Origin of the sequence: Micromonospora sp. AMSO12t (assembly GCF_008806585.1) — a bacterium.
In the GTDB taxonomy this organism is placed as follows: Bacteria; Actinomycetota; Actinomycetes; order Mycobacteriales; family Micromonosporaceae; genus Micromonospora; species Micromonospora reichwaldensis.
On sequence record NZ_WAAS01000017.1, the window covers coordinates 1 to 13,311 of the forward strand.

13 protein-coding genes and 2 pseudogenes are annotated in these 13,311 nt (G+C 62.6%); 9 read left to right on the plus strand and 6 right to left on the minus strand.

Annotated elements, in window-relative coordinates; translation table 11 throughout:
- The first annotated feature begins 213 nt into the window (after nucleotides 1-213).
- From F6X68_RS04375 to F6X68_RS33985, 6 genes and pseudogenes are all read left to right on the plus strand, one after another.
- The gene (locus F6X68_RS04375; protein ID WP_192581275.1) at nucleotides 214-1,737 is read left to right on the plus strand and encodes an AAA family ATPase; all 1,524 of its coding nucleotides are present in this window, start codon (nucleotides 214-216) and stop codon (nucleotides 1,735-1,737) included.
- A gap of 1,875 nt (nucleotides 1,738-3,612) precedes the next feature.
- A complete protein-coding gene (locus tag F6X68_RS33975; protein ID WP_225851967.1) occupies nucleotides 3,613-4,413 on the plus strand; it encodes a DUF4231 domain-containing protein in 801 nt (266 codons plus the stop codon).
- 717 nt (nucleotides 4,414-5,130) lie between these two features.
- On the plus strand, nucleotides 5,131-5,259 hold the full coding sequence (locus tag F6X68_RS34615) for a hypothetical protein (protein WP_255474685.1): 129 nt from the start codon (nucleotides 5,131-5,133) through the stop codon (nucleotides 5,257-5,259).
- Between the two features lie 30 nt (nucleotides 5,260-5,289).
- Complete coding sequence (locus F6X68_RS34800) at nucleotides 5,290-5,472, plus strand: DUF5954 family protein (RefSeq protein ID WP_358122814.1); 183 nt, start codon at nucleotides 5,290-5,292, stop codon at nucleotides 5,470-5,472.
- Nucleotides 5,394-5,857: pseudogene (locus F6X68_RS34805) on the plus strand (DUF5954 family protein); the annotation flags it as partial. The gene F6X68_RS34800 and the pseudogene F6X68_RS34805, both read left to right, overlap by 79 nt.
- Before the next feature lie 121 nt (nucleotides 5,858-5,978).
- The gene (locus tag F6X68_RS33985) at nucleotides 5,979-6,131 is read left to right on the plus strand and encodes a hypothetical protein (RefSeq protein ID WP_225851968.1); all 153 of its coding nucleotides are present in this window, start codon (nucleotides 5,979-5,981) and stop codon (nucleotides 6,129-6,131) included.
- A 107-nt stretch (nucleotides 6,132-6,238) separates the two neighbouring features.
- On the opposite strand, the gene F6X68_RS04390 is transcribed toward F6X68_RS33985, so the two are convergent.
- Complete coding sequence (locus F6X68_RS04390; RefSeq protein WP_151453043.1) at nucleotides 6,239-6,988, minus strand: hypothetical protein; 750 nt, start codon at nucleotides 6,986-6,988, stop codon at nucleotides 6,239-6,241.
- Nucleotides 6,989-7,148: 160 nt separating this feature from the next.
- Nucleotides 7,149-7,394 (minus strand): annotated as a pseudogene (locus F6X68_RS04395) (SMI1/KNR4 family protein); the annotation flags it as partial.
- A 264-nt stretch (nucleotides 7,395-7,658) separates the two neighbouring features.
- Here F6X68_RS04395 and F6X68_RS04400 point away from each other — a divergent pair.
- The 3 genes from F6X68_RS04400 to F6X68_RS04410 all read left to right on the plus strand — a co-directional run bounded on the left by F6X68_RS04400 (nucleotide 7,659) and on the right by F6X68_RS04410 (nucleotide 9,407).
- Entirely contained in the window at nucleotides 7,659-8,093 is a 435-nt protein-coding gene (locus F6X68_RS04400; protein ID WP_151453044.1) for a hypothetical protein, read from the plus strand.
- 184 nt (nucleotides 8,094-8,277) lie between these two features.
- Entirely contained in the window at nucleotides 8,278-8,745 is a 468-nt protein-coding gene (locus F6X68_RS04405) for an aspartyl/asparaginyl beta-hydroxylase domain-containing protein (RefSeq protein ID WP_225851969.1), read from the plus strand.
- Between the two features lie 242 nt (nucleotides 8,746-8,987).
- The gene (locus tag F6X68_RS04410) at nucleotides 8,988-9,407 is read left to right on the plus strand and encodes a hypothetical protein (RefSeq protein ID WP_151453045.1); all 420 of its coding nucleotides are present in this window, start codon (nucleotides 8,988-8,990) and stop codon (nucleotides 9,405-9,407) included.
- A 98-nt stretch (nucleotides 9,408-9,505) separates the two neighbouring features.
- Here the strand turns inward: F6X68_RS04410 and F6X68_RS04415 are convergent, their stop codons facing one another.
- The 4 genes from F6X68_RS04415 to F6X68_RS04430 all read right to left on the minus strand — a co-directional run bounded on the left by F6X68_RS04415 (nucleotide 9,506) and on the right by F6X68_RS04430 (nucleotide 13,306).
- Nucleotides 9,506-9,706 (minus strand): hypothetical protein, encoded by a 201-nt coding sequence (locus F6X68_RS04415; RefSeq protein WP_151453046.1) that lies wholly within the window; start codon nucleotides 9,704-9,706, stop codon nucleotides 9,506-9,508.
- 1 nt (nucleotide 9,707) lies between these two features.
- Nucleotides 9,708-10,604, minus strand: coding sequence for a hypothetical protein (locus tag F6X68_RS04420; RefSeq protein WP_151453047.1), 897 nt, complete (start codon nucleotides 10,602-10,604; stop codon nucleotides 9,708-9,710).
- A 265-nt stretch (nucleotides 10,605-10,869) separates the two neighbouring features.
- The gene (locus F6X68_RS04425) at nucleotides 10,870-11,265 is read right to left on the minus strand and encodes a hypothetical protein (protein ID WP_132407173.1); all 396 of its coding nucleotides are present in this window, start codon (nucleotides 11,263-11,265) and stop codon (nucleotides 10,870-10,872) included.
- 31 nt (nucleotides 11,266-11,296) lie between these two features.
- A complete protein-coding gene (locus F6X68_RS04430; protein WP_151453077.1) occupies nucleotides 11,297-13,306 on the minus strand; it encodes a hypothetical protein in 2,010 nt (669 codons plus the stop codon).
- Nucleotides 13,307-13,311: the final 5 nt, after the last annotated feature.

Genomic DNA, 13,311 nt, shown 5'->3' on the forward strand with positions numbered 1-13,311 from the left:
CGAAGGCCTCAGCAAGCAAGAGATCCTCCGCTGCCTCAAGCGCTACATCGTCCGCGACGTCTACACCGCCCTACGCGCAGACTTCGCCGCCCTCACCCCTTGACCTCCATAGGAGCATCGGGATGGCAGATGAAGGCTTAAGCTGCGTCGATGCGACGAGATCCTTGGTTGGCGGTCGCGGGCTGAGTTAGGGGAGAGATGCACTATACCTCGGTGTCGATAAGGAATTTCCGTTCAATCGTCGATTCCGGCGAGATCCCTCTTGGTCCCGTGACCTTGCTTGTTGGTCGAAATAACTCAGGGAAGTCGACCATCATTCGCGCCCTTTATCTTTCTCAAGAAGGGGCGCCCCAGGAGGATGGTGACGTCCGCGTTGGGGCTGCGGAGTTTGAGATTGATTTAAAGGTCGGCGAATGGAGCAGGCTTGCACGGTTAGTGGGGGGTGAAGCCCTGGTCGACCCTGGATCTACTGTCCGCCTGTTGGGAAACGGCCGTTCACAAGTCCGAGCTCGACTCATTGACGGAGACAAATTTCAGCCTGCGCGGCTAGCGGGGAATGTTGAACCCAAAAATGCCATCTATCCCGTGCTGGCGACGCGCCGTCAACCGCGCTATGAAGAGCAGGTTCGGCGCGACTCTGCAATAACTGTCAGTCCGACAGACTCGAACCTTGTTTCGAGGGTGATGGCCCTCGCTACCTCGGAGATACCTGAGGCGCGCGCATTCCGTAAGGCATGTCGAGACGTTCTCGGCGTCAATCTGAACATCTTGACAAACGAGCACGGGCAGCAGCGACTTGGTGTTCAGATTGATCGGTTTACCGAGATTCCACTGAGCGCGATGGGTGCGGGCATCACCTCGGCGCTTAACTTGCTTCTTAGCCTGAGCTCTAGCCAGAACAAGCTTTTCTTAATTGAAGAACCGGAGAATGACCTTCATCCGCAGGCCTTGAAGGCACTTCTAGACCTGGTTGTTAGTGCTGCACGCACCAATCAGTTCGTAATATCGACGCATAGCAGCATCGTTATGGCCAAGCTCGGCACTGTCCCTGGTGCTGTGGTTGTCCACAGTAAGAGCGACGGAAAGGTTCCACCAGTCAGTACCTACGATGTAGTCAGCTCGCCAGCGGACCGGCTATCGGTAATGCAGGACCTTGGTTACGAGTTGGCGGATCTCGACCTTGGGGAAGGGTGGCTGATCTTCGAGGAGTCCAGCGCCGAACGCTTGGCGAAAGAATTCCTCATCCCCTGGTTCGCTCCGCGATTGCTTCGTCTCAGGACGCTAGCGGCCAGTGGCACCTCACGCCTTGAGCCCATCATGCAGGATTACTTGGAACTTTTCTTGTTTGCTCACCTGGAGCCGATGTATAGAGGCCGAGCCTGGGTGATTGCAGATGGCGATGAGTCCGGCGTCTCCGTTATCGAAAAGCTGAAGCTCAAGTTCCCTGGGTGGCCAGCGGATCGCTTTATTAATTTTGATCGTGCCGACTTCGAGCTTTACTATCCACCCTTATTCAAAGAGGAGGCTGAACGTGCACTGTCAGGAACGGACAAGAAAAAGCGCCGGGAAGCGAAGCGCCTGCTCCTTAATAAGGTTCTAGGCTGGATCGCTGAAGATGAGATTGCGGCAAGAGAGGCGTTTTCTCAATCCGCAGCTGAAGTGATCGATAAGCTTCAAGCAATCGAAGAATCTTTGCTCGCCCTCGGTCGGGTGCCCGGTGGCGTGGCTAGCCCTTAGCTCGTTGGGAAGGGGGGCATCAGCCGGCGGTCCTAAACCTGCGGCATGCGCACCGAAGTGGTCATGGGACGACTTCCGCTGAACTAGAGGTGTGCGCGGGCAACTCCTGTTCACGGTCTTCTCCTCGAAGCTGTTCTTATCGTGTGCTCCTCCTCGGCGATGACGGCGAGGGGGAGCTATGACTGGCAATAGGAGAGGGATACCCGCGTCGGTGGAGGCCGCCCTCTGGGCGATTAGCAACGGCCGGTGCTACGGCCCGGGTTGCCCTATGCCAGTTATGTTCGAGGTGCGTCCAGGCGTGTACCGCCAGAACGTGCAGATTGCTCATATCTATGGCGTGCGACCGGGTGCGCCTAGGTACATGTCGGGGATGCCTGACTCGCAACGCGACGCGTTCAGGCACCTATTGCTGCTTTGCCTGCCCCATCACGCGGAAGTCGATGACAGGAGGACCGGGGGGAGGCTGTATCCGGCGGAGGTCTTGCTTGAGTGGAAGCGGAAGCACGAGGGTGACAATAACGCTGAACTGAGCCGCATAGGTCCAGTCGATGAAGATGCATTTATGGAGTACGTTGCCGAGATTTTCGAACCCCCGTTGAAGCGGTTGGAGTCGATAGCGGACCGGCTGGAACAGGCGGGAACCCTTAATGCGAGCACGGTAGTAGAGCTTCGCGGAATCGTGTCTGCCTTGGCTGACAATCCAGTTGGCTTAGATGCACGATCGGTTCGAATTCTTGCAGATGCGGTGGACCGGCTCGGCGGTAGGAGCTTCTCGCGAACGGTGGCTCACTTCTCCGAGGCGGCAGCCGTGTGGCGAGGGCGGTGCGACGGTTGCCCGAGCGATGACCGGAGCAGGTTGGGGCTGCCTCAGATACGAGGTGAGATGACCCGGCTAACGATGCGAGGTCCGGTTACGGCTAGGAAGGGAAGGCCGGAGGCGGGCCTGTGGCCGCGTCAGCAGGAAATCAGCAAGAGGCGCGACGTGACCCGCCATTGGACGATCGCCGACGGTAGCCGGGGCGATCGAGACGACATCGGACATTATCGGTCGACGTGCGACAGCAGGCGAGATCGTCGTTCACACCAAAGAGGTCACTGGTTCGATCCCTGTATCGCTCACGCAGGTCAAAGGCCACCTCTCATTGATGAAGGTGGCCTTTCTGCTGCCCTGTTGAGCGAATCACCAAGCTGGCGGCCTTCAAGCCTCTTCCAAGTCCTTAAAGTAGCCGTTTGCGATTAGCCTTTGAATGTGTTGAGACCACAGAGGCTCTTCGGGCCGGTTGCCACGTGCCTTCACGCGCTCACGACTATATTGAACGGCTAGGGGAGTATCGGCGTCTCGTCGGAGGTGCAAAAAATCGCAGAGAGGCACGAGATCGACTAGTTCGGAGCGGAATCCCTCCTTATGTAGGATGTACCCAGATCCGGCGGCCCCCTCGCCCGTAAAGCCAGACTTGCACCCGTCTAGCCATAGCTCGCTACCGACCTCATCGCGCAACACCAAACTTGCAGAATCCCAGTTCCGCGCAGCGTCTGAAGTGTCCTCACCGCGAGAGGCGGCAAGAAGTCGGTAACCGGTTCCGGTGAAGCCGATAAACGCCTCATTGAAAGCGCCAAAGAGGGAGCGGGATTTCTTCCAGACGTGGAGGCTGCATCGAGTGTTGCCACTTACGTCTATTAACGTGTGCGCATACATGGGCGTAACTTTACCCGATTTCTCTGGTCGGTGGACCTCGTTGTCCCATCATATGCAGCGAAGGAGCTAACCCGAACGAACTTCTGACGCATAGACGACAATATGCTGGACGGCAAAGGAGGGATGAGCGAAGCTATCCCGCTTCCCCTGCTCCTAGTAGACCGTGGAGAGATGCGACTGTGACCGCCCCCCATGATCCTCAAGAAGAGTATCGAAGCATCAGCAAGGAGTATGAGCTAGCCATAGACCGCCTCCGGTCAGCTCGCTCAACTCAATTTATCTACTGGGTGGTCCTGCTATCCGGCTTGGCGCTTATCTCTCTCCTTGCATATTCGGTAGTAGTTGGGCTTTGGCAAGAGAAGCCGGTGCTCACCCGCTACGTGGGGTTGCTGGCACTCTTGGTTCTTTGTGTCTCAATCGGCTATCTAGCGTTGACCAATCGGCGGAAGATTGTCGAATTTGATCTAGAGGTCCGGAACCTGGGCCACGATCGGCAAAGTGCTGCCACTCGTCTCCCCTCCGATTCGGTGGAATCCCTGAGGCTTTATCGTGAAGCCTCGAAAGATATTGTAGCCAGCTTCCGCGGTCGCGCGTCACGAAATCTGCGGACACATAACTCTATCCAGGCCGTGATCATCGTTGGTTCTATTGCTGCGTCCACGACGACTGCTGCAATGGCCGGGGCGCACCCGTTAAGTTGGTTCTCCACTGTTCTGACTGCCTTTGTGAGCATAACTGCAGGCTTGGCGGCATACTTCAAATTCCGTGAACGTGGGTATAATCTTCAATCAACCGCAGACGAGATTGAGAAGCACTACAATGCGACCCAATTTCGTCTTTATGATTACGCGGATTATGGCGATGAACAAGAGGCGGAAAGGCTGCGGCTCTTTGCGCATAATGTTGAGCGGCTTCGTGAGGAGCAGCGCAAGCGAGAACTTCAACTTGAGCAGTCACCGGGCCAGAAGGAGGAACGGTAGAGGGCGGCTGCTCACGGACCTGTCTTGCTGGCAGCAGTACAGCAGTGAAGTACAGCATCCGTGCCAGCCGAACCGGGCCGAGACGAGCGCCAGCAGGCCGGATGAACTCAGACAACACCCGATCCGGCCGACTCGCCGACAGTCCACACCGAAGAGGTCACTGGTTCGATCCCAGTATCGCTCACCGTAAGTATCTGCAGGTCACGAGGCCCGTTTCCGGAACTCCGGTAACGGGCCTCGTGGCGTTCGGCCCTTATTATGGGAGCAGGCGTTCGTCCGGTGGCTGACCGAGGCAGGCGTGCCGGCGGCCACTACTACCGGGGCAACGGCTTAATCGTCGCTCCTCACCTGATCAAGGAGCTGAACATGCCGCTGACAGCCCCAGGTTAGGACAAGGCTCCCCGGCTACGGGCCAGCAGCCTGGCCGACGGCTGCTGGTCCGGTGGGCCGCCCACACGCCGGTCCACCAGGCTGGGTCGTGTACCCACTTCTCGGTGCTCTGGCGGGCCTTGGCCGACCACTTTGACGCGTCAATTGCTGCGAAGTCGTTCAAGGCTTAGCGGTCGGTTGTGGCTGTTGCCGATCAACCATGGGACGAGCAACGCGAGCTCGACCCATGGGAGCGGCCCTGGTTGCCCACGCCCATTCGACGATTCGTAGGCCGTGTGGTCACGATCAGGTGCGGCGTTTCGGCAATGGATAGCAAACACTACGTACATGGTCCATCACGACAAGCGGGTGCCTGAGCACCTGCTGATCACCATCGAGCAGCGGGACGATCCGGTATCGGCGGTCTCCGAGGATGATGCCCAATGCCGTTCGGTCACCTATCCCACGCTGATGTGAGCCCTTCACCTCTTCGGCGCGGCCGAAGAGGTGAAGGGCCGGTGGCGGATCGTGCGGCTCGACGCCGACGAGCCGCAGCACGCCCGCGACTGTCTCGCATCGCACTTCGGCGCCTGTTCGGCGAGACGCCGCAGACCGTCGAGAACGCGGCCGTGCGGGTCGCGTACGAGAGGGCGTACGAGGTGCATGACTGGGAGCCGGTCAATGAGCTGACCTTCAGTGGCCGTCCTTACCGGATCATCCGGGCGCAGCCGTTCATCCGGATGGAGCGGAGCCGCCCCGGCCCACCGATGCCGACCCGTACCCGCCGGGCCAGGCGGAGCGGACCACGTCGCCGATGGACGGCCTCGTCATCGACCCGACCGCGGGCACCGGGGCTCACCGACGCCCTCGTCCGGATGGAGTTGGTCTCGGCGTCCTAACGGCGACCTCCTTCCCTGAGGACGTGTACGCCGACTCGTGCCGGGCGGTGTCCACGCACCCGAACGTGGTGCTGCTCCCGGTCGGGTTCATCGTCGGGAAGCACGTCGACGGCAGGTGGCGTCCCCGCTCGTTCACCACCTACCCGACGCCGCAGACCGCCCGGGACGCGGAGTCCTTCGCCATTGCCGACATTGCACGCGACGTCGACACCCCGATCGAAGAGTTCATGGCGGCTTACGTGCGCGCCCGCGCGGGCGCATCGTCCGCAACGGACCGACGACTTCGAGGTCAGCGGTGTGGCGTGCCGGGTGACCCAGGTTCGAAACCTTTATCCGGTAAGGCCCGGACGCCCGGAAGGACCCCGCCCCTCCGACCACGACCCGCTGCCACCACCAGCCAGTCAGGTGGAACAACTCCGCGCGCAAGGCCTGATGCCCGAACCAGACTGACCCGAACACGGCGGGCGCGGAGGCACGTACGCCGTACGCCCTGAAGCGGCCGAGGTGACCGTGTAGGTGGCCAACCAAGACAGGAAGACGGCGGTACCCCGTGGCAATTACGAACAAGATCGTGAGGACTTCGCCGCCCTCGTCAGCGTCAGGAGGGCCAGGTAACCTCGTGATAGGTCACCGACGAAGTGATCGAGATGAGGTACTTCTGCCCCCGGCAGCGGACCGTTCCATAGCGAGTCCAGGTCGACCGGGTGGTCGTCCTGAAAGACCAGGGGCCAGCGGGGTTCCACGGGATATTGACTGGCTCTGGAGTCAGTCGCCTGCGACCAACTGACGTGGAGCGGACCGTCGTACCCCGGCGCGACGTAGGTCCACGTCGGCGGCGACAGGAGCTGCCCATCATCAGTCGTGCCGCCGGCCGCGAGGTTGGCCTCCACGTCCTGCAACGACTCGCCGCTGACCGCCATCAACCCAATCTGCTTCGCCGCCGCATCCAACTGGCGCCGTACATCGGGCAGGTCTCCCCGGACGGCGAAGTACCTCGTCTCACCCCAGCTGCACTGCAGGCGGTAGGAGTCATGCGGGAAGACGCCGTTCGTGTCGCCGGCTAGGCAGCTGTCGGATGTCGATGCCGCCACCGGCCGCATCCCCGGTGTCCGCTCGGCGACACCTGTCAGGATCTTGTCGAGCTGGGATACAACGGACGCGCTTGCCTGCCGGACCACGCCGGAGTTGGCCGCTCGGGTGGCATCCTCCGGGGCGGGGGCATCGGACCCGCATCCCGCCAGGGCGAGCGCCACGAGTAGAACAGTCGTCAGCTTGACCGGGAGCGAGGAAGCCACAATCACCAGCATGTCGGGCCTGCCAAAGTCGGCGCTTGAGCTGCCGTACTCATCCTGTGACAAGCGGTCTTGGCCGCCTCGCTGACATCGCTACTACCCATCCGAGCCAGAAAGGTGCCTGTACGCGCCCGGCGGTACGGCCTCATTTCCGCATGGGGGGACAGATCCGTGATCAGTCGCGGTACTCGGATCCGTTGACGATGCCCTTGAGGAAGGTCTCGAAGTCGGGAGCGAGGACGGTGATCTGGTAGTTCCACTCCTGATCGACGTGCACGACTGTCGGCTCCCCGGGGCAGCGGTAGTCGAGGGCGATCATGTCGTGGCCCGCTGACGGGCAGTCGACGATGTAAACGCCGATGTCAGGGTAGCCCCATTCGGCTATCCAGAACCCGCTGCCGAGTTCGCCGCACAGGCTGAAGGCGGATCACCGTCAACGCCGCCGCATACAAGACGCTGACCGACTGGGCCGCCCGCTGGCCGCAACGCTGTCGGCGTACGGGGGTTCCGCAGAGCCAGGTACGCCAAATGTGCAGAGGCCTGGGCGAGTGGCCCTGGGGGACCTTGCGGCGCCGGTCGCCCGGCGACGCACGTCCGTTGCTCACGATGAGTAACCGGTGGACGTGGGCGCCGCCCGAATCGCGGCATGAGCGACTGCGTCGGGCCAGTGACTAACGTCCCTGTCATGACAGCAATAGCAGCGCGAACGTTTCGTCGGACGCCGATCGAGCGATCGGACCAGCGCGTCGCATGGGAGCGGACAGACCAGGCTTTCTTCGCTGCCGGGGCGTGTCATGTCCTCGCCTGGGTATGCCGAGAGTTCTACGCGGACCGGTCGATTGAGATAGCGGCGGTGCGCTTCGCTGCCGAGCGGCAGGTCTTCCACGTCTACGCGGTCTGGGACGGCTGGGCGTTCGACCACTCAGGCTGGCATCCCGAGCCGCAGTTGCTGGCGGTCAACACAGAGTTCGAAGGCCGCCCGCTGGAGCGTGTCAAGATCACAGTTGGTCTCGCTGAGTTCTGCGAGGAGCACCACTCCCGTATGCCGTATCAGTATTGGCGCGACCCGCTTCCCCGTGCTCGCGAGTACGTGAGCCGGTACATCCCACCGTGGGCGTAGCGCCTCCGGTGCTCGCCTGTTGGCGGAAGCGAGCGCGTCACCTGATCTCACTCAGGTGATGCACCCTGACGCCCGGTCGGCGGCATAGCGTGCGTCTACCGCTGGAGGTGCGTACGAGGGCCACGATCGTCACGAGGCGGCGCCGTAGCCCGCATCATCCGTCGTTGGTGCATCATGGTCTCTCATGTTCCTGGATCAGCGGCATTTTCCCTTCCTGGCCGATCTTCGGGCACGGTGGGAGGCCATCCGGGATGAGTGCCTTGCTCTGCCGCGGAAGACCTATCAGCCGTGGGTGCAACGCGAGATGTACGGCCAGGGCTGGAGCGTGTACGGGCTTGTCGCCTTCGGGGAACGGATTGAGGGCGCGCTCGAAGCGTGCCCGGATACTGCCTCCGCGTTGACGAAGGTTCCTCGCCTGACGACCGCTGGGTTTTCTCGGATGGCTCCTGGCACCCAGATCAAGCCACATCAGGGGTGGGTTACGACCGTTTACCGTGCGCATCTCGGGCTGGTCGTGCCTGAGGACTGCGCACTGCGAGTGGGCGACGAGACCCGGCAGTGGCGCGAAGGTAAGACTCTTGTCTTCGACGACACCGTCACGCATGAGGCGTGGAACTACGGCTCCAGCGACCGCGTCGTGCTCTTGTTTTGATTTCGCCCGTCCTGGCTACGAGGGCATGCCGCAGGACGAACTGCCGGCCTCGGTGGCAGGCTTCGTACGACGCGGTGGATGAGCGAGGCACCCCAGCGCACCTTCACCGCCCTGTCTTATCCCGCCGTTCGGAGAACCTGGCGAACGCCGGGTGAGCACTGCAGCATCCGAGGGCATCACGCTCCGCGCAGCGCCGTACGCGGCAGAAGAGCGCACCGCGACAGGAGGGCCATACTGGTGTGGTGACAGCGTGGTTCGACCAGGCATCGGCGGAAGCGGCCGAAGCGCGCGGTGACTGGACTACGGCGATCGCCCTGGTTGGCGAGTTCGCCGAGTGTTACAGCCACGACCCTTACCGGCACAACGCACACCTGTGGCACATGGATCTGCTCGTCAAGGCCGGATTGCTGCACGAGTTGGTTGATCGGGCCGAGATCGACGTGCACGCGCGGCGCCAGCTGAACCGGTTCCTGTACGAGGAAGGCCGCGACGGTGTACTACATGAGCGTGCCCAGCGCGGTGACAAGATCGCCCTGTATCTTCTGGCGCGCCTGCTTCGCGACCGAGGTGGGTCCGCGGCCGCTATGCAGGCGATCGCCGACATTGAGATGACCAACACCTACGCCATCGAGCTGGCACACCGGCCGCAGTCGGACAGGTAGGACTGCTGGAGGAGTTCGGTGCGGCCCTCTTTGGCAGGAGATCGCACGACGCACTGATCTCGGCACGACCGGAAGGGTTCAGTGCTGCGGTCGGTTACTCAGCGCGCTGCCGGCCGGTGGCAGAAGTGTGGGCCTCGTTTCTCGAAGAGCGTTTCTCGCTGCTTCGGGTCGAGGATATTCCGTAGCGCGATAATGTTCCGGCGCCATTGCTCTCCTTTCGAGGCATCGTTCCATTCGACGGCACGCCAGGGAGACGTTGCGAGGACGTTATCGAGGGCGACGATGGCCAGTTCCTTCACGTTACCGTTGCCGGTGTCTCGAAGGTGTGCTCAGCCATCGCTCCGCCCGGCGGCGTTTGTCGTCGTCGCCTGACTCCCTCGCTGCCATCAGCAGGCGTATCCGTAGCTCCGCCGGGACTTTGGCGATATCCCTCGCCTGCTGTTTGCGGGTCTTCCAGCCGCACAGGTGCCGCACGGCGCCAGCGTCGATGCGAGCGTCCGTGGGGTAGACCTGCATGGCTTGGATGAGGTAGGCGATCGGTGTTTCGGCGAGCGCCGGTTCCGGCAATGCTTCGTGTACTGGGAAGCCGGAACAGCGCCCTGTTCCCGAGCCAAACCAGGCAAGCATGAGGCCAGCCCGCTCGACCCGATCCGGAATCGCTTCTTCAAGGCGCTGGGCGACCAGCCGGTGTATCCCCTCGGGAAGAAGTCCGTCGGTGCTGCCGGCGGCCACTGCCACATCAAGTAGGTCACTTACTGCGGCGGGTGCAGCGGCCCTCCACCGCTGCTCCGCGAGCCGCTGCTCGTGGCGTTCCCATTGCCGCTGTTCCTCCTGCGCCAACGGACCTTCGACCCCCTGCTCAGCGAGCCAGCGCAGCACCGCGCCGCCATCGCACAGCGTGGCGTCGTCGTCCCAGCCCGACCAGCGCAGGTAGGTGGCGTGATGAAATCCCACGGCTGCAGTCAGCCGCCCGCTTCGGTCGAAGAACTCGAAGGCGAGGTCGCCGTGACACATGCAGTACCCGTCGGTCGTCTGCTTGACGGCCAAGGCCTGGATCAGCTGGCGAACTGCCGCCGGCTCAGCCACCTCCAGCAGCACATCCTCGCCCAGCACCCGGACACCAGACACCCCACCATTGGTTACCCGAACTCGGGCGGCGCTGCGCAACACCTCGCCGAGGGCGGCCTCCGAAGTCACCCCACTATTCTGCGGTTGCAACGCCCCGGTGGCGAGACCCGCCCCTCACGACGTCGTCTTCTAGTCTAGAGCCGCTGATCAGGCGTTGGTCGTGCCGGACGCGATGCACGGTCATGCCGGTGAGGGGGCGTCGCGGTCGCTGTTGTACCGATGTGAGTTCGCCGAGAAGTGGCCGTCAGCGCCGGCCTGGCCGCACAGGTCTTGCATGGCGACCGTACTTCTCGGCGATGTGCGGGTCCGCTGGCAGACGCTGATTGTCGGCGGGCTACAGGTTGTTGATTCGGGCCAGTAGGTCTGCCTCGGTCAGGTTTTCCAGGACCGCGTCCTGCTTGCGGGCCAGGACCGCCAGCAGCTTCTCCTTCTCCAGCTTCTTGGCCGCCGCCGCCTTCGCCGCCTGGTCCTCCGTGAGGCGGACGGCGATGACGTGCTTGACGACCTCCAGCTTGGTCTCCAAGGTTGCCTTGGCCGGATTGGCCTCGGTGGCCACGAACGACTCGGTGTCGACGGCCTTGAGTTCAGCATTGACCGCCTTGGCCACATCATCGAGGCTGAAGCCGGACTTGGCGGTCAGCGGAAGCTCCCACAGCTGTTCCGTGGTCAGCAGTCCCTTGGCCGACGGATAGCGGAACTTCTCCCGTGTGGCCTTCTCGAAAATGGTCACGGTAGCCTCTCTGAAATATCTGGGTAGGGAATCAGAACTGGATGCTGATGAGGCGGCGCCGGCCGCCGGTCATGGTCACCTTGGCGACCACAGAGCTGCGGACCGTGGAGCTGAAGCCGAGGCCGGAGAGCTGATCCGGAGACGGCTCGCACTTGGTGCGGTCGCCGAGAACCTCGAACACCTTGCGGTGCGGTTGCAGGTCGCTGCGGAGGAACTCGTTGTAGATCCCCCGCGTCGGCTGGTCGTTCACGCACCCCTTCAGAATGAAGAAGTAGTGCCGGTTGCCAACCTCGTTGTCGTCGAAGTAGTTCGGCGAGTACATGATGGTGGACACCGGTACGAACTGTTCGGTGGTGATGCCCCACAACTCCTTGCCCGCACTGCCCGGCAGCACGTCCTTACCCGGCCGGAAAGCGGTGATCACCCCGCCGGCAACCGTCATCCGGCCCACCTCGACGGTCTCCTTGTGGCCGACCGCGCGCTCGTGGCTGTAATGCTCGGTCTTTCCGTTGCTCTCGGTCTCGATCACGAAGCCGACCTGGGTGCTGTCCCGCTTGCGGTACTGGTTCACCTCGATCCGGTACTCACCGTCGGGGACACGGTCGGTCCAGGTGACGTTCTCCACCGGCTCGCGGGAGAGCGTCCCGCCGGCGTTCATGTCGACGTCCAGCTTGTTGCGCTTCTCCTGGTACCAGATGTGGTCGCCGTTGGGTTCGTACACGTGCAGGTCCAGGTCGTCGTGGTTGAACCAGGACAGGCTCACCCGCAGCTTGCCGGTGACGTTGCCGCCGGCCCGCTTGACCTTCTCCCTGATCGAGTCGGTGACGTTGCCGCCGTACGACCAGCCGAAATCGTTGTCCCACTTGAACAACCGCGGAGCAGCCGGGCACCTGCCGGTGGTGAGGCTGACGAGGTGCGGCTCGTAGGTGTTGGCAACCCACAGGTCGATGGTGGCGGCGCCGGGCAGGATGTCCTTCATGAAGGAGACCACCGGAATCTCCTCCGGCTTGGCGTCGCGAAGGAGCACACCTGACGACCGGGTGGTGGCCGCCTGCATGAGCAGCCCTTCGATGCCGTCCTTCATCCGTGCCTGGGCGTCGTTGTCGACCCACAGCACATTGGTGACCGACACGTCGGACAGCCTGGCGAACCGTCGCTGCAACGACTCCTCGATACCCAGCTCGGCAATGGTCCTCATGGCGGCCTTGACCATGCCCGGGGTGATCAACGCCGTGGGGCGCTGGTAATTCTGCGGCGCCACCTTAGCCTCGAACGACCGGACCGCCTGCTCCAGGTCGACGCCCGCGGAGAGATCCTGGACGAGGGTGCCGATCACCGTGTTGCGGAACCGGGCCGCCGGGTTCATGGCGTTGGCGAAGACGAAGGCACGTCGATCGGTCGCCTGGGTCCACCGGTTCTGCAGCGAGCGGAACTCGGTCACCGCCCGGCGATGCTCCGCGCCGCGGTAGAGGGCGTTGTCGTCGACGAGGTCGACGACGGTGTCCAGAGCGTGCCGGGTCAGCTCGGCCAGGCCACGCTGGAAGACCTGCACCGCGGCGTCAAAGTTGCCCTGTGCCGCGCCGACGTCCTCGATGCGATGCCGCTTCTCCACCCGGCCGTGCAGGTGGTGCCACACCTCGACCTGGCCGTCGCGCAGCGTTCGGGTGGTCTTCGTCCCGTACTGCGCCTGAGTGGACCGGAAGATCGTGGACAACGGCAGCGAAAGAACGAACTCGTCCAGAGCGGCGGCGACGGGGGAGAAGACCGGGTCGGATGCCGACACGCCGGACCAGACGGTACGGACCCGCCCGTCGTGGATCTCGACGACGTTGCCGAAGTGCTTGATGAAACCGCGGCAGGTCGAGCAGTCGTACTCGGATCGCTCACGGAACCGCAGATTGGTGCCGGCGGGGAAGGAATCGAGAAAGGTGAGCCAGAGTGAGTCCCGGTCGAGACCGTCGCCGACGACGTACAACTCACCCCTGGACATCGTGGACAGACGCGAAGTCACATCCGTCACGAACTGCTGGAAATCGCCCACCGTTC

Bases quoted from the DNA above. Each gene is read 5' to 3' on its own strand.
- F6X68_RS04405 (WP_225851969.1), top strand. From the start codon at position 8,278: ATGTTCCTGGATCAGCGGCATTTTCCCTTCCTGGCCGATCTTCGGGCA.
- F6X68_RS34615 (WP_255474685.1), top strand. From the start codon at position 5,131: ATGGTCCATCACGACAAGCGGGTGCCTGAGCACCTGCTGATCACCATC.
- F6X68_RS04400 (WP_151453044.1), top strand. From the start codon at position 7,659: ATGACAGCAATAGCAGCGCGAACGTTTCGTCGGACGCCGATCGAGCGA.
- F6X68_RS04390 (WP_151453043.1), bottom strand. From the start codon at position 6,988: ATGCTGGTGATTGTGGCTTCCTCGCTCCCGGTCAAGCTGACGACTGTT.